Consider the following 15,940-nt stretch of genomic DNA (forward strand, 5'->3'; position numbering starts at 1 on the left):
CAGACACTCTAAAGATCAGAATTCCTATAGATTATAACATTCATACTTTTGCCAATCAGCCTTTTCAATGCCTGACAAAAGTTGGTCATGATTTAGCAGACCTGACTGCGTATCCATGACCGAAACGACAGATGCTGAATTTATAGAAGCAGCTTTTAGTGCTAACTCTTCCCCTTTACCAAGGCCGATAAAAGAAGCAAAGGTTGAAGCAAATGAATCTCCGGCACCTGCGGTTCCCATTACTTTTGCTTTTTGTGCCGGACAAAAGATAATTTGTTCATTTGTTCCCAAATAAGCACCTTCTTTGCCGTTGGTAACCAATAATCTCGCTGGTCCAAGACTGTTAATTATTTTGGTAAATTCCCGCAACCCCATCATCGTACCAGAGACGCCAACGCCTTTTTTCAATAACTCAGGAAGCTTTTTGTCATCTGAATAGGCACAAGGACGGTTTGCATCAATCTCCGATTTTGCAGAGACAAATGGTACCAATTGCCCGGCTTCAACTTCGTTCATTACCAAAACATCAATATATTGCAGCGAATTCCAAAATGATTGGGTTCGCGAAGATAATTGACGAATTCCAGGGTTAGCGACAACAAGACTTTCCGCAGCCTTCGCCAATTTTACAATTTTTGGAAAACAATCAGCAGAGGCACCACTCAAGCCTGTTACGTATGTAAGCTCGACATCCTTAAACATCTCGGGTTTAATTTCGTCCTGAGTAAGAAGCGTATTCGCTCCACGGGCAACAAAAATCGTTGGATTTCTAACATGTGAAGAAACCATAACCGCACAGCCAGTAGGTAGATCTGCATTTGATAAAACCCATTTCTTACCAATGGATTTTTCTTCCAAACGCTTCAAAACCATGTGGCCTTCGATATCATCAGCCAGCTTTACAACACAGGAAACATCTATGCCCAATTGAGCCATAGAAACGGATGCATTGATGGCACCGCCACCAGTGTGGGTTTCAATGTTTTCTGCTTCCACTTTCTTTCCTTCTTCTAAAAGCAGGAAATTTGTGATCGCATTATGCATTGTCATACGTTCGATTTCATCGTCAGATACCGAAGCGATAATATCGACAGTAGCCCCACCCAGTGTCAGTGCCTTCATCATATCGTCCTATTTTATTAATCTTGTGCGAGAGATTTGCCCACAGATCCCAAGACAGAGAAAATTCCATCCAGTTTTGAGCCTAATCCCTGTTCAGCCTGACGCACCCATTTACGTGGGTCGTATTTGCTCTTTAGCGGCTTACCTGTATCAGGATCGATTTGGGCAACAAATGCATTCTGATTTGCATTTACATAAGCACCAACAGGCTCTGAATATGCGTACTGAAGGTCCGTATCGACGTTCATCTTAAACACACCGTAAGACACAGCCTCTTTAATATCTGAATCAGACGAACCAGAGCCACCGTGGAAGACCAGATCAAGTGACTTTTCTTCCAGGCCATAACGTTCTGACATTAATTTCTGAGAATCTTTTAGAATTACAGGGCGAAGCTTTACATTGCCGGGCTTGTATACACCGTGAACATTACCGAATGACGCAGCAACAGAAAAATCACCCAGTGGATTTAGCTGCTCGTAAGCATAAGCCACATCTTCTGGCTGAGTATAAAGTTTCGGATTATCTGCACCAGTGTGCTCGGACCCGACACCATCTTCTTCGCCACCGGTCACTCCCAGCTCGATTTCAAGGCTCATATCAAGTGGTGCCATCTTCTTCAGATAGTCAGCACATGTGCCAACGTTATCTTCCAAAGACTCTTCGGAGAGATCGATCATATGTGATGTGTAGAGAGGTTTTCCGTTCTTTTCACGGAACTTTGCACCCTCTGCCAACAGACCATCAATCCAAGGCAGGAGGCCGCGATTGGCATGATCGGTGTGCAAAACAACGCAAACGCCATAACCTTCAGCCAGAAGATGAACGTGTTGTGCCAAAGCAACCGCGCCTTTTACTTTGCCCTGTAGGCCATCCGGGTAAGCCGCGCCAGCGTAAAAGCCTGCGCCACCGTTTGAAACCTGAACAATCACATCCGATTTGTTACGCGCTGCGGCTTCCAAAACGGCGTTAACTGTACTGCTGCTGGTAACGTTAACCGCTGGCAGCGCATAGTTTCCAGCCTTACATGCCTTTACGAGTTTCTCATAGTCCTTACCGGTAACAACACCCGGGCGAAGTTTTTCAGACACCGCCGATCCTCCCTGTTTTTCTATGTCACAAAACGCCTTTTAGCGCTTCAAATGTACAACCTGACCACTTCGAACCGATTCATCCGCAGCCAAAACAATTTTCATACTGTTCACAGCATCCTGCATGTGAGATGTCAAATCTAAATCGTCGATAATGGCTTTTAACAGGAACTCCTGTTCTCTTTGACAAAGAGCATCATGATCAGGTTCATCATCCATCCGAATTAAATTATCTTTATGTGCGAATGACTTAGCATCATTTAACTTTGATGAATGACATAATAACGCTGATGTTTTGGTATGTGCATCAATATCATCAGATTCCATTGCCTTGTCTTCTGCCTTGTTTTGATCTTCAGCAACAATAGACACACATCCGTTAGGCCCAATGACATCCTTAACAAAGAATGCCGTTTCACTCATCATCGGCCCCCACCCGGCTTCGTACCAACCTACAGAACCGTCATCATACGTGACCTGTAGCTGACCGTAGTTATACATATCAGGATCAATTTCATCACTTAAACGAACACCGATAGCATGTACCTTGATCGGTTGAGCCTGTGTCATCAGGCACATCATATCCACATAATGCACACCGCAATCTACGATCGGTGAAATGCTTTTCATAAGTTGCTTATGCACCTGCCAGGTTTCGCCACTGCTTTGCTGATTGAGGTTCATCCGCATCACCAAAGGCTTGCCCAATTTTTGTGCTTGGGAAACAAATTCCTGCCACGAAGGGTGATGGCGGAGAATATAGCCAATAACGAGCTTAAGTCCCTTCTTTTGCGCGACTTCGATTACCCGTTCGGCTCCCGCAACCGTATCTGCAATCGGTTTTTCGAGAAAAACATGAGCACCAGCGTCAAAAGCCTTTAAGGCGTAAGATTCATGAGTATTCGGCCAGGTATTGATAGAGACAACATCAGGTTTCAACAGATCAAGTGCTTCGTCATAATCTGAAAATCGATCATAACCGGAAATATCAGTAGGCAAAGGTGTCTTGTTATTCAAGCTGCGACTGCAAAGGCCAACAATCTCAAATCCATCCAGATGATGATAAGCCTTGGCGTGGGATTGCCCCATGTTTCCCAAACCAACGACAAGAACCTTCTGTTTATTGCCCATTGCTCATTCCCTCATAAGATACCGTTAGCTTAGATATAGTTAGCTTTTCAGGGCATCCATTTCCGTGTCTCGCCCATCAATCCAGGTATCAAGAACAAGCCCGGCATCATTCAATAGAACCATTGATGCCCTATACCCTTTTTCAATGCGTCCGAGTTCATTGCCCAAACCAAGAAATTCAGCCGGATACAAGGATGCCATACGCAAAGCTTCATCATGGGAAAGACCTAGCATATCAACAGTATTAAGAACCGCTGTTGCCATATCCAGATGAGCACCGGCCAAAACACCTTCAGCAGTTGTACAACGCCCCTCACGACTATAAATTTTTTGTCCGTAGAGTTCAAAAAAGTCCTGATCACTGCCCACCGTAGCCATAGCATCAGTGACCAACATCATTTTCCCGCGCTTCTTGGCTTTGATCGCGTTTCGTAGTGTTGCAGGATGAACATGATATCCATCCACAATCAACCCACACCAACTATCATCATGATCCAACGCTGCACCGACAGCACCGGGTTCACGGCTATCCATCGGCGTCATGGCATTAAACAAGTGGGTAAAGCAGCTAAGGCCCTCTGAAAAAGCGGCTTGATAATCATCATAACCACCGGCGGTATGCCCCGCAGCGACCAAAACACCATGTTCAACCAGCTGCCGAATAATTCCCGATGTATTTTTTTCCGGGGCAAGCGTAACCAACGTCTTCCCCCCTTTAAGACGAGATAAGAGACCCAAAGCATCAGCTTCCATAGACCTAATCTTATCTTCCTGATGCACCCCTTTTCTCACCTGATTAAGATAAGGACCCTCTAAATGAATACCAAGAATGCCAGGTTCATGATTATCAATAGCTTGCTGCATTGCCGAAACAGCAGCTTCCATCACAGGGCGATCATCAGTAATCAAGGTCGGCAGCATTCCCGTCGTGCCATAACGACGGTGAGCCCGGGCAATAGATCGTAGCCCGCGTGGTGATGTATTCTGATTAAACATGACACCACCGCCACCATTGACCTGTACATCAATAAATCCAGGGACCAACTTTGCACTGTTTAAATTTCTGACACAATCCACATTATCAGGAATGGCGATAGACGTTCCGACAGCCTCAATGATGGTGTCACTGATAATCACTGTAGCTGCATCTACCCACTCTTCCCCGGTAAAAACACATGCATTGGTCAAAGCAGTTTTCATCAAACTGTCTCCGTTACTTTTTTCAAATGACGAGGATTATCAGGATCAAGACCGCGCATCTGGGTGATTTTCTCTGCCATGACATAAAAGCTCTGGATCATTACGGGCAACTGACAAAAGGGATGAATATTGGTTTCAATTGGTAAGATACCTTTGCTCAAGCTCCCCTCTTGGGCGGTGAAGACAGCTCCGCCCTTTTCACGGAAATTCTCGGCAAGCTCTCCAACAGAATCCCAAGACTGATCTCGCTGCCTGAACAACAGAACAGGATAACCATCAGCCACGAGCGACATTGGTCCATGCTTTACCTCTGCGGCACTAAAAGCTTCAGCATGAATATAGGATGTTTCTTTGAACTTGAGTGCAGATTCCAATGCGATACCAAATCCGGGGCCCCGACCAACAGTAAAGAGATTGGACGATGTCGCCAGCAACTCAACAGGTTCAGACCAATCCGCAGACAAGCCCCGATCCAATTGATCCGGAAGCTTTTCCAAAGCGGGTAACAAACCACTGTCAAAATTCCAGATTGCACTAAGTTGAAGCAAAGCCGTCAAAGACGCGATATAACTCTTTGTCGCCGCAACGGAGTTTTCAGGTCCTGCATGAAGCGGCAGAAAACAATCGGCCAGAGCGACAAGCGGCGATGTTGCATCATTACAGATACAGAGAACAAAAGCGCCCTGGTCTTTCGCCTGTTGCGTTGCCTGCACCAAATCGGGACTACGCCCGGATTGCGATACAGCAATGAACAAACTGTCTTGCAACTTTAGCGCGCCCCCATAAAGCGTGGAGACTGACGGTGCAAAAGAAACCACAGGAAGACCAGTGCCAATTTCCAATACATATTTCGCAAAGGCACAGGCATGATCAGAGCTGCCTCGCGCACAGGTGGCTATAAAACGAAACTTCTTCTCACGTATCCGTCTAGACAAATCCTCGAGCACATCTCTGTTCGCTCTGAGTTGTCTTGAAATCACCGCCGGTGTTTCGGCTGTTTCTTTTGCCATAAGGCTCATTGTCTTAATCATTCTTCATTTCATTCGTATTAATCACGGCTATCCAAATAGAGTTCAGCAATGAAATCATAGCTGTCCCCACGATAATGAGAGCGGGTAAATTCAATAGGACGCATATCGGGCAGGAAAGAACGCCTCTCGATATAAAGAGTTGGCCCACCGACAGGAACACCCAACAGATCGGCTTGTGTTGGTTGCAGTAATTCTGCTCTCAACCTTTGCAGGGCTCTGAGAGGGCGCAACCCGGATTTATCCAGTACACTGTAGAGAGAATCTTCAACAACCAGAGGATCCGGCAAGAATTCCTGTGGGACAGTGGCAAGTTCAATCGCGAGCGCTTTACCATCGGCGCAACGTATTCGGTGCAAGCGTGACACGCCAACACCTGGTGATAAATTAAGCGCCATAGCTTCTTCAGGCGTCGCAAGCCCGGTTGCACGCTCAACCCAAACCACAGATGGCTGCATCCCCCGGGCCGTAATATCCTCGGTAAAGCTGGTCAATTTGGAAAGAGGTTGTTCCATTCGGGAAGCGACAAAGGTTCCCGCGCCATGACGTTGCACCAGCAAACCATCACGCACCAGCCCCTGAACTGCCTTGCGGACAGTCACACGAGACACCTCCAACTCAGAAGCGATATCACGCTCGCTGGGCAAAGCATCTTCAACCTTGAATGCCCCACTCTCTATCGCTTGCCTGATTAAGGTCTGCAATTGTTTATAAAGCGGTGTCGGGTTACTGCCATCCAGTCGGGATTTTACTTTTAGGGCGCGAAAGGTGCTTACTTTCATTTGGATGCCCCCTGATTTTCAGAGGCCGTTTTTCGAATCATTCTTATTGCACCATCCATCGCATCGCCATGCGGCTCACTTAAAATATTTTGGTATTCCTCTGGTAATCTATGGGCAATACGCTTGGAAACACCCCCCATCAGGCAAACACTTTCAACGCCCCTATCAAGCAAAGCCTGTATCATACTGCCAGCTTCATGCACAGACTTCGCAACAATGCGGCCCGCCAGTTCATCACCATCATCGGCATGATCAAATATAAGAGGCGCAAAAGAGCCATAGTGATGCGGCTCTGCTTCCTCTGCCCATTTAACCATCACTTGGCGATCATTTTTAAAGTGCGCCATAATTGCTTTTGTTAGCGGGGTTTCCGGTCGACATCCTTCGGCAGCAAAAAGCGAACTGCGAACGGCGGTTAACCCCAGAACAGCCCCACTGGCATGATCTGAAATTTCAAATCCCCAACCGCCAACATTGATAACGTCATCTTTAACGATACCCAGTCCACATGAACCTGTTCCTAAAATAAGAATGCCCCCGTCTTCACCGGCGTGAGCTCCCAAACATGCCGTATAGGCATCGGTAGCGCCGCAAACAGAGGCAAAAGAATGTGGGAAAGAAAGCATCGCCTGAAGCTCACTTTCCAAACCGAGCCCCGCCAGCCCCAACCCGACATGAAGGGAAGCAAAATCCTCCCGACCTCGACCGGATTGATGAAGAGCTTCAAGGCAAGCCTTTTCTATTTCATAGTAAACACGAACAGCCCCAAGTCTTGAATTTGATGGCCCAGCAAATCCTTCACCAAGAACGTTACGATTCGCATCCTCAACTCGAACGCGACAACTCGTTCCGCCGCCATCAACACCTGCAAAGAGCATCTCGTTTACCACTTACCACTCCAGAACCAATAAAAGACCAATGCACAAAACCAATTAAATACCAATTTAAGTTATTTTTGGAGAAAGGTAAATTCAAAAGATTTTATTTTTTTGAAAAAGAATAATTTCATCTAAAATTTACAAATAATTTCAATAGGATAAAAGAATTTAAAATAAACACTTCATTAATAAATCCATTTACTGATCACAAAAATAGAAAAAATTGATTTCAAATTGGTTTCTTTTTGGTATTATGAAATCAGTTATTCACAAATTAATGGATTCAAAAGCTTGTCGAAAGAGATGCAGGGCACAGAAAAACATAGCCCCCGGTACCATAGTCTGGACAGCTGGCCTGCCGAGGAGATCCTTGAGTCGCTATGGGCATCTCAACTGCGAGCTGTTTCCTGCCTACAACACGCCATTCCTGAAATTTCAGAAAGTGCAGAGGCAATTGCCAATCGCCTGTCGAATGGCGGACGTCTCTTCTACATCGGTGCAGGATCTTCCGGACACCTTGCCATTCAAGATTGTGTTGAGCTCAACCCGACATATGGCTGGCCGTTGGACAAAATGGTTCCATTGATCGCAGGGGGCAGAGACGCACTTCTTGCGCCTATGGGCGGCGCAGAAGATGATGAAACAATTGCTATCGACGCTCTTAAGAACCATAAAATAAATGCACAGGATGTGATTATCGCCGTCGCGGCAAGTGGATCTACACCCTACACTTTGGCAGCAGTCAAACACGCTCGTTCACAAAGTTCTCTGGTCGTTAGCATTGCCAACAACAAACATGCACCAACCTTTGATTGTGCCGATCATTCTATTTTTCTGGATAGCGGCAGCGAAGTTATCGCCGGATCGACCAGAATGGCAGCCGGCACCGCCCAAAAAGCAGCGTTGAACATGTTATCAACCCTGACCATGACAAAGCTTGGTCATGTTCATGACGGCCTGATGGTTTCCATGGTGATCAACAACGAAAAGCTGGAAAAACGCGGCGCGGCTATTGTTCAGGAAATTACCGGAACTGATAGCGTAACGGCAAAAAGATGCCTGAAAGCTGCTGGCAAGAACATAAAACTTGCTGTTCTACTGGCAATGAACCACCCCCAGGCCGATGCTGAAAAAGCCCTCACCGATAATCGTGGGCACCTGCGTCAGGCAATGGAACAACTGAAGTAACCTATTAATAATTTTAACAAAAACCGGGAAAAACCCGGACACTCTTTTAACTCGGAGGATAAGATGAAAAAAAGTAATCTAACACTAGGCACAAGTGTTGCTGCAATTGCTTTGGCAGCTGCGTCATTAACGCCAACAGTATCTGCCTTTGCAGATGAACTTGTTATTGAAAGCTGGCGTACGGATGATTTGGAAATTTGGGAAAGCCAAATTATTCCGGCATTCAACAAATCGCATCCAGACATCAAAGTCCGCTTTGCACCATCACCGCCCACAGAATACAACGCCAACATGAATGCCAAGCTAACAGCTGGTACAGCTGGTGATCTGATTACCTGTAAGCCATTTGACGCTTCACTTGACCTGTACAACAAAGGTCACCTGACAAAAGTTGACGACCTTCCCGGTATGGAGAACTTCTCAAGCGTTGCTAAATCAGCTTGGCAAACAGACGATGGCTCAACAACTTTCTGCCTGCCAATGGCATCAGTGATCCACGGATTCATTTACAACAAGGAAGCCTTTAAAGAACTGGGCCTGGAAATTCCAAAAACCATTCCTGAGTTCATGGCTGCTCTTGAAAAGATCAAAGAAGATGGCACTTATATTCCGATGTCAATGGGAACTGCTGACCAGTGGGAAGCAGCAACCATGGGCTTCCAGAATGTTGGCCCTAACTTCTGGGCTGGAGAAAAAGGGCGTAAAGGCCTGATTGACGGCACAGAAAAGCTGACTGACCCTCAGTATGTAAAAGTATATGAGCATCTTGCTGAATGGGGACCATATCTTGGCAAAGGCTACAAAGGACAGTCTTATCCTGATAGCCAAAACCTCTTTAGCCTGGGTCGTGCAGCAATCTACCCTGCTGGATCATGGGATATTTCAACATTTAATGGTCAGGCTGACTTCGAGTTCGGTGCTTTCCCACCACCCGTTCCAGCCGGACAGGAAACTTGCTACATTTCAGATCACACTGACATTGGCCTTGGCATCAATGCAGCATCTAAAAATGTAAAAGCCGCTGAAACTTTCCTTAGCTGGATGGCATCAGCAGAAGCTGGTTCCATTTTCTCAAATGCACTGCCAGGTTTCTACGCCCTGTCAAAGCACGAACTTACCATCAGCGATCCTGTTGCTCAGGAATTCGTAAGCTGGCGCGGCAAGTGTGAATCTTCTATTCGTAATTCCTATCAGATCCTTTCACGTGGCACACCAAACCTCGAAAACGATCTTTGGAATACTTCTGTTGGCGTAATTAACGGCAGCATGACAGCTGAAGAAGCGGCCAAGAAAGCACAGGACGGACTTGCTAGCTGGTACAAACCACAGCAATAAAATCTGGTATAATATAAACGCCGGTGCCTGATCGGTACCGGCGTTTTGCATATAAACTATGTCCCAATCGAAGTGAGTACCTATCCATATGGCTTTAAAAAACCAAAGGGGATCGTTCCTTCGAACACATGTCTTCGTGTTCCTTTTGCCTGCGGCCCTAATCTACACCCTGTTTATGATCATACCCTTGATCGATACAGTCAGATACAGCTTTTATGACGAAACAACCGAAGGTCTTACAGCTTTTGTCGGTTGGGATAATTACATACTCATTCTTACTGATGAACGTTGGTGGACCGACTTTAGCAATGCGCTGAAGAACAACTTTATCTTCTTTGTCATTCATATGTTTGTTCAAAACCCCATCGGCCTGCTTCTCGCTGCTTTATTAAGCCTACCGCGATTAAAGATGGCGAACAGCTATCGCACCCTGATCTTCATGCCGACAATGCTATCCGTTGTGATCATTGGCTTTATATGGAAGTTGATCCTTAGCCCGTTATGGGGTGTTGGCGATACTTTGGTTGGTTTTGTCGGAATGACAGACGGCCTACCCGCTCTTCTTGGCGAAGAGTCCACAGCCTTGATTACGCTGTCGTTTATATCTGTATGGCAATTTGTCGGTATCCCAATGATGCTGATCTATGCCGCCCTGCTAAACGTCCCGGACGATTTGGTCGACGCAGCCATTGTTGATGGCGCGAACCAATGGACAGCCTTTTGGCGCATAAAGCTTCCCTTGATTTTACCAACAATTGCAATGGTTTCTGTCCTGACTTTTGTTGCAAACTTTAATGCATTTGATCTGATTTATGCAGTAAAGGGCGCTCTTGCAGGACCTAACTTTGAAACAGATATCATGGGCACAATGTTCTACCGAACGTTCTTTGGATACCAACTTCAACCCGGCAGCGCCACCTTGGGTGCAACCGTTGCCAGTTTGATGTTCCTGGTCATTCTTTGCGGTGTCATGCTCTACCTTTTTGTTATTCAACGTCGCTTACAGCGCTATCAACTTTAGAAGGACGGACTAATGAGACTCTCAAAACGCGTTGGCCCGTTAGGCGTTCATGCCGTCCTAATGTGCTATACAGTTATCGCGCTGTTCCCCATCTACCTTGTGATCATGAATTCCTTCAAAAGCAAAAAAGGAATTTTCAGAGACCCGCTCGCCCTTCCAACAGGGACGACTTTTGATCTCGTCGGATTTGAAAAAGTCATCGCCAGGTCATCATTTGATGTCTATTTCACCAATTCTATATCGGTCACAGTTATCAGCCTGATATTTGTCCTGCTTCTTGGTGCAATGGCTGCATGGGCATTGGCCGAATACGATTTCCCCGGCAGTGATATGATGGCACTTTATCTTGCCATCGGCATCATGATCCCTATCCGCTTGGGCAGTGTTAGCCTCTTAAAAATGATTGTCGGCATGGGTCTTGTGAACACGCTCACTGCGCTTATCCTGGTTTATACGGCCCAGGGATTACCCCTAGCAATATTTATACTCAGGGAATTTATCGCGCAAATCCCCAATGATCTCAAGGAAGCGGCCCGTTGTGATGGTGTTTCTGAATACAGGATTTTCTGGTCTATTATACTGCCGCTTATTCGTCCAGCACTGGCAACTGTTGCCGTCTTTACCATGATACCGATCTGGAATGATCTCTGGTTTCCGCTCATCCTTGCACCAAGTCAGGAAACAGCAACCGTGACACTCGGCATCCAGCAATTCATCGGACAATACGTTACTGACTGGAATGCCGTATTAGCATCACTGACACTTGCGATCGTCCCTATTTTGATCCTGTACGTTATCTTCTCTCGCCAGTTGATACGTGGATTAACCTCGGGGGCCGTCAAATGAGCTTGCGCGAACAACATATAAAAAACTTAAAAATACTCATAACGACATGCACAGCTGTGCATCAGGAGAGATAGATTCATGGCTGATATCAAGCTTTCAGGTATTAAGAAATCCTATGGCAAAGCGGAAGTGCTGCACGGGATAGATATCGACATCAAAGATGGAGAGTTCGTGGTTTTTGTCGGCCCATCAGGCTGTGGAAAATCAACACTACTTCGGTTAATTGCCGGCTTGGAAACCATTTCTGACGGGGAACTCCAAATTGACGGAGAAACCGTCAACGACATGACGCCTTCGCAGCGAAAAATCGCCATGGTTTTTCAGTCCTATGCGCTTTACCCACACATGACTGTATACAAAAACATGGCCTTTGGTTTGACCCTCGGCGATAAAGGACCGTTGGGCGGTCTCCTTGGCGGCGGAGAAAACAAAAAGCTGATTGATGAGAAAGTTCAAAAGGCAGCAAAGAGCCTCAAACTTGAAGATTATCTCCATCGATATCCCCGCGAACTTTCCGGTGGACAACGCCAACGGGTTGCTATTGGGCGTGCGATTGTTCGTGACCCGAATGTATTCCTCTTTGATGAACCCTTAAGTAACCTTGACGCTGCTCTACGCGTGAACACACGTCTGGAAATAGCCAAGCTCCATCAAGATCTGGAAGCAACAATCATATACGTTACCCACGATCAGGTTGAAGCCATGACCTTGGCCGATAAAATCGTTGTGGTAAACGGCGGTCATGTCGCCCAATGCGGTTCTCCGCTAGAACTTTACCACCACCCGGCAAATAAGTTTGTCGCAGGCTTTATTGGCTCACCCTCCATGAACTTCCTAGAGGGAACTATTACTGCGGTTCATGCCGGAAGTCTTGATGTGCTCCTGGATTATAATAACAGCACGGCAAGTATCCCGATTCATCCCGACGAAACAAAAGTTGGTGACAAAGTCACTATTGGTATTCGCCCAGAGCACATGAAAGAAGGTAATGACCAATCCTTCAAGCTGTCGGCCAAAGTAAATGTCGTCGAGCGACTTGGCGAAGCCAGCTATCTCTATCTGGAAAATGGGGATAACGATCCACTTTGTGTGAAAACAGATGGGCACAGCACAACGAAGTCAGGTAATAAAGTTGAGCTTTGCGCTGACTTTTCTGCCGTCCACGTTTTTAATGCCGAGGGTAACGCTTTGGCACGCACAACCAGCGACGAGAAGTATATCGCCCCCCAATTAAGCGCATAAAACACACACCCATAAGCCACAAATACCACGCGCCCTGAAACTTATGCGAGTTTCAGGGCTTTTTTGTGTTATCCTCTCTAAATAACAAGCACGTCAGATACTGCTTTCTTTGATCCATATCAAAGATAAATTTTGTCGTCTCTATAAGATATATCAAAACAATATCTATAGAGACGACACGAGAGATGAGACAGTTAACTGAAAACAACCGAGCAACCGGAACAAACCCGGTAATAACCGCGACAGTTAACAACGGCTTTGGGAATTACGATAACATGACAGATGACACTCAGTTATTTATTTCAAGCCATATCGCACAGACACCACCAGAGCACCTTGAAGAAACTCTTCGTGCCATCATGGAACACCCCCATGCAGATGTTCCCATGGTCGACGACAAAGGAAAACTGGTTGTTCTAGTAGACGCCCCCACAAGCAAGGATGCCATCAGAACTATTGAAAGTATTCAATCTTTGGCAAACGTCTATTCTTTCACCCCCGTCTACCAACACGAAGAAGTTTGAAAATTAAATCTGAAATTCAACAGATTAACTGAGGAACCTATGTCATGAAGCTATCAAGACGTGACTATATCAAGGCTAACGCCGTTGCTGTCGCCGCAGGTGTTGCGGGAATGACCGCGCCAAGTGCCGCGAGCAATCTGCTTACCGAAAGTTCTAAAACAGCCCTAACCTGGTCCAAAGCCCCCTGCCGTTTTTGCGGTACAGGTTGTAGTGTGATGGTTGGCACAAAAGAAGGCAAAGTTGTCGCCACACACGGTGATGTTAAGGCTGAAGTCAACCGCGGCTTGAACTGTGTAAAAGGCTACTTCCTGTCTAAGATTATGTACGGGAAAGACCGCCTCAAAACACCGCTTCTGCGCATGAAAGACGGCAAATACCATAAAGAAGGTGAATTCACCCCAGTATCCTGGGATGTTGCTTTTGATACCATGGCTGATAAGTTCAAATCCGCCATTAAAGCAAAAGGCCCAACTTCTGTTGGTATGTTCGGATCTGGTCAGTGGACTGTTTGGGAAGGTTATGCCGCATCCAAACTGATGAAAGCTGGTTTTGCATCAAACAATATTGATCCAAACGCGCGTCACTGCATGGCCTCTGCCGTTGGCGGCTTTATGCGTACCTTTGGTATTGATGAACCAATGGGCTGTTATGACGATATCGAAGCAACAGATACCTTTGTTCTCTGGGGCTCTAACATGGCAGAGATGCACCCCATCCTTTGGACCAGGGTCACAGACCGTCGACTAAGTGCACCAGACACCACCAAGGTCGCGGTTCTTTCAACCTATGAACACCGTTGTTACGATCTTGCAGACATTCCAATGATTTTCACGCCACAGACCGATTTGGCAATTTTGAATTTCATTGCCAACTACATCATTCAGAACGACAAGGTAAATCAAAATTTTGTCTCAAAGCACGTAAACTTCCGTCGTGGTAATGATGACATTGGTTATGGTTTGCGCCCTGAACACGAACTTCAGAAGAAAGCGAAGAACGCGGATAAAGCTGGCGGTTCTTCCGAAATGTCTTTTGAAGAATTCAAAACCTTTGTTGCCGATTATACTGTTGAAAAAGTATCCAAGCTGTCAGGTGTTTCCGAAAAACACCTTGTCGAATTGGCTGAACTTTACGCCGATCCCGATCGTAAAGTGGTTTCTTTCTGGACGATGGGTGTAAACCAGCATACACGCGGTGTCTGGTGTAACAATCTGATTTACAACATCCACCTTCTTGTTGGTAAAATCTCTACACCCGGAAATTCCCCCTTCTCTCTTACTGGTCAGCCATCCGCTTGTGGTACAGCCCGTGAAGTAGGAACGTTCTCGCATCGTCTTCCTGCTGATATGGTTGTGAAAAACCCAAAACACCGGGCCATAGCAGAGAAGATTTGGAAAATTCCCGCTGGTGTTATTCCCCCAAAACCGGGTTTTCACGCTGTATTGCAAAACCGTATGCTCAAAGATGGCAAACTCAATGCCTATTGGGTGATGTGTAACAACAACATGCAAGCTGCACCAAATCTCAATGAAGAAGGTTATCCCGGCTATCGCAACCCGGAAAACTTCATTGTCGTTTCTGACCCATATCCAACCGTAACAGCCGAAGCAGCTGACCTTATTTTGCCAACAGCTATGTGGGTGGAAAAAGAAGGTGCCTATGGTAATGCAGAACGCAGAACACAGTTCTGGCACCAGCTTGTTGAGGCACCGGGCGAAGCACGGTCTGATTTGTGGCAGCTAATGGAATTCTCCAAACGCTTCACAACTGACGAAGTATGGCCTGCAGACGTTCTGAAAGAGAACCCAGAATACAAAGGCAAAACACTTTACGATGTTCTCTACAAAAATGGATCTGTAGATAAGTATCCATTGGAACAAACTCATAAAGATTATTCCAATCAGGAATCAAGTGACTTTGGTTTCTATGTGCAAAAAGGCCTTTTTGAAGAATACGCAGCCTTTGGCCGTGGTCATGCTCATGATCTCGCACCGTTTGATACATACCACAAAGAGCGTGGCCTGAGATGGCCTGTTGTTGATGGTAAAGAAACCAAATGGCGCTTCAAAGAAGGTTCCGACCCATACGCCAAACCGGGCAGTGATTATGACTTCTATGGTAAGCCGGATGGGCGCGCCATTATCTTTGCCCTTCCCTACGAGCCTGCCGCAGAAAGTCCGGATGAAGAATATGATCTATGGCTATCAACCGGCCGCGTTCTCGAACACTGGCATTCTGGATCAATGACACAACGTGTACCAGAGCTATACAAAGCCTTCCCGGACGCCGTTGTCTTTATGCACCCGGATGACGCAGGGAAACGAGGTTTGAGACGCGGACAGGAAGTAAAAATTATTTCCCGACGTGGCGAAATGGTTACTCGTGTAGAAACCCGCGGACGTAACAAGCCACCAAAAGGTCTGGTTTTTGTACCTTGGTTCGACGCAAGTCAATTGATCAATAAGGTCACATTGGATGCAACCGACCCACTTTCCAAGCAAACAGACTTTAAAAAATGTGCTGTTAAAATTGTTGCAACGGGGAGAGCATAA

At 46.2% G+C, this 15,940-nt stretch carries 14 protein-coding genes; 7 read left to right on the forward strand and 7 right to left on the reverse strand.

Going from position 1 to position 15,940, the window contains the following annotated elements; translation table 11 throughout:
* Positions 1-24: 24 nt before the first annotated feature.
* Genes WH96_RS08205 through WH96_RS08235 form a run of 7 tightly spaced genes read right to left on the reverse strand, consistent with a single transcriptional unit; the run spans position 25 to position 7,244 of the window.
* Positions 25-1,122, reverse strand: a complete 1,098-nt coding sequence (locus WH96_RS08205; protein WP_047763686.1) for a carbohydrate kinase family protein — start codon at positions 1,120-1,122, stop codon at positions 25-27.
* A 17-nt stretch (positions 1,123-1,139) separates the two neighbouring features.
* The gene (fbaA, locus tag WH96_RS08210; protein ID WP_047763687.1) at positions 1,140-2,213 is read right to left on the reverse strand and encodes a class II fructose-bisphosphate aldolase; all 1,074 of its coding nucleotides are present in this window, start codon (positions 2,211-2,213) and stop codon (positions 1,140-1,142) included.
* A gap of 39 nt (positions 2,214-2,252) precedes the next feature.
* A complete protein-coding gene (locus tag WH96_RS08215) occupies positions 2,253-3,344 on the reverse strand; it encodes a Gfo/Idh/MocA family protein (protein WP_047763688.1) in 1,092 nt (363 codons plus the stop codon).
* A gap of 39 nt (positions 3,345-3,383) precedes the next feature.
* On the reverse strand, positions 3,384-4,544 hold the full coding sequence (gene nagA, locus WH96_RS08220; protein ID WP_047763689.1) for an N-acetylglucosamine-6-phosphate deacetylase: 1,161 nt from the start codon (positions 4,542-4,544) through the stop codon (positions 3,384-3,386).
* Entirely contained in the window at positions 4,544-5,575 is a 1,032-nt protein-coding gene (locus WH96_RS08225; protein WP_047763690.1) for an SIS domain-containing protein, read from the reverse strand. Before WH96_RS08225 ends, nagA begins: the two co-directional genes overlap by 1 nt.
* A gap of 17 nt (positions 5,576-5,592) precedes the next feature.
* On the reverse strand, positions 5,593-6,354 hold the full coding sequence (locus WH96_RS08230) for a GntR family transcriptional regulator (RefSeq protein WP_047763691.1): 762 nt from the start codon (positions 6,352-6,354) through the stop codon (positions 5,593-5,595).
* Positions 6,351-7,244, reverse strand: coding sequence for a BadF/BadG/BcrA/BcrD ATPase family protein (locus tag WH96_RS08235; protein WP_156176751.1), 894 nt, complete (start codon positions 7,242-7,244; stop codon positions 6,351-6,353). Before WH96_RS08235 ends, WH96_RS08230 begins: the two co-directional genes overlap by 4 nt.
* A gap of 279 nt (positions 7,245-7,523) precedes the next feature.
* Here WH96_RS08235 and WH96_RS08240 point away from each other — a divergent pair, with 279 nt between their 5' ends.
* The 7 genes from WH96_RS08240 (at position 7,524) to napA (ending at position 15,940) form a co-directional block, all read left to right on the forward strand.
* Positions 7,524-8,420 carry an N-acetylmuramic acid 6-phosphate etherase gene (locus WH96_RS08240; protein ID WP_204248152.1) on the forward strand — a complete coding sequence of 299 codons (897 nt, stop codon included), beginning with the start codon at positions 7,524-7,526 and terminating at the stop codon, positions 8,418-8,420.
* 63 nt (positions 8,421-8,483) lie between these two features.
* Positions 8,484-9,755 carry an ABC transporter substrate-binding protein gene (locus tag WH96_RS08245; protein ID WP_047763693.1) on the forward strand — a complete coding sequence of 424 codons (1,272 nt, stop codon included), beginning with the start codon at positions 8,484-8,486 and terminating at the stop codon, positions 9,753-9,755.
* An 88-nt stretch (positions 9,756-9,843) separates the two neighbouring features.
* Positions 9,844-10,776 (forward strand): carbohydrate ABC transporter permease, encoded by a 933-nt coding sequence (locus tag WH96_RS08250; RefSeq protein WP_047763694.1) that lies wholly within the window; start codon positions 9,844-9,846, stop codon positions 10,774-10,776.
* A gap of 12 nt (positions 10,777-10,788) precedes the next feature.
* Positions 10,789-11,622 (forward strand): carbohydrate ABC transporter permease, encoded by an 834-nt coding sequence (locus tag WH96_RS08255; protein WP_047763695.1) that lies wholly within the window; start codon positions 10,789-10,791, stop codon positions 11,620-11,622.
* A gap of 78 nt (positions 11,623-11,700) precedes the next feature.
* Entirely contained in the window at positions 11,701-12,864 is a 1,164-nt protein-coding gene (locus WH96_RS08260; RefSeq protein WP_047763696.1) for an ABC transporter ATP-binding protein, read from the forward strand.
* Positions 12,865-13,049: 185 nt separating this feature from the next.
* Complete coding sequence (locus WH96_RS08265; RefSeq protein ID WP_047763697.1) at positions 13,050-13,388, forward strand: chaperone NapD; 339 nt, start codon at positions 13,050-13,052, stop codon at positions 13,386-13,388.
* Positions 13,389-13,432: 44 nt separating this feature from the next.
* Positions 13,433-15,940, forward strand: a complete 2,508-nt coding sequence (gene napA, locus WH96_RS08270) for a nitrate reductase catalytic subunit NapA (RefSeq protein ID WP_047763698.1) — start codon at positions 13,433-13,435, stop codon at positions 15,938-15,940.

The organism is Kiloniella spongiae (genome assembly GCF_001026905.1).
Lineage (GTDB): Bacteria > Pseudomonadota > Alphaproteobacteria > Kiloniellales > Kiloniellaceae > Kiloniella > Kiloniella spongiae.

Bases quoted from the DNA above. Each gene is read 5' to 3' on its own strand.
- WH96_RS08250 (WP_047763694.1), top strand. From the start codon at position 9,844: ATGGCTTTAAAAAACCAAAGGGGATCGTTCCTTCGAACACATGTCTTC.
- WH96_RS08245 (WP_047763693.1), top strand. From the start codon at position 8,484: ATGAAAAAAAGTAATCTAACACTAGGCACAAGTGTTGCTGCAATTGCT.
- WH96_RS08265 (WP_047763697.1), top strand. From the start codon at position 13,050: ATGAGACAGTTAACTGAAAACAACCGAGCAACCGGAACAAACCCGGTA.
- napA (WP_047763698.1), top strand. From the start codon at position 13,433: ATGAAGCTATCAAGACGTGACTATATCAAGGCTAACGCCGTTGCTGTC.
- WH96_RS08230 (WP_047763691.1), bottom strand. From the start codon at position 6,354: ATGAAAGTAAGCACCTTTCGCGCCCTAAAAGTAAAATCCCGACTGGAT.
- WH96_RS08260 (WP_047763696.1), top strand. From the start codon at position 11,701: ATGGCTGATATCAAGCTTTCAGGTATTAAGAAATCCTATGGCAAAGCG.
- nagA (WP_047763689.1), bottom strand. From the start codon at position 4,544: ATGAAAACTGCTTTGACCAATGCATGTGTTTTTACCGGGGAAGAGTGG.
- WH96_RS08205 (WP_047763686.1), bottom strand. From the start codon at position 1,122: ATGAAGGCACTGACACTGGGTGGGGCTACTGTCGATATTATCGCTTCG.
- WH96_RS08215 (WP_047763688.1), bottom strand. From the start codon at position 3,344: ATGGGCAATAAACAGAAGGTTCTTGTCGTTGGTTTGGGAAACATGGGG.
- WH96_RS08225 (WP_047763690.1), bottom strand. From the start codon at position 5,575: ATGATTAAGACAATGAGCCTTATGGCAAAAGAAACAGCCGAAACACCG.
- WH96_RS08255 (WP_047763695.1), top strand. From the start codon at position 10,789: ATGAGACTCTCAAAACGCGTTGGCCCGTTAGGCGTTCATGCCGTCCTA.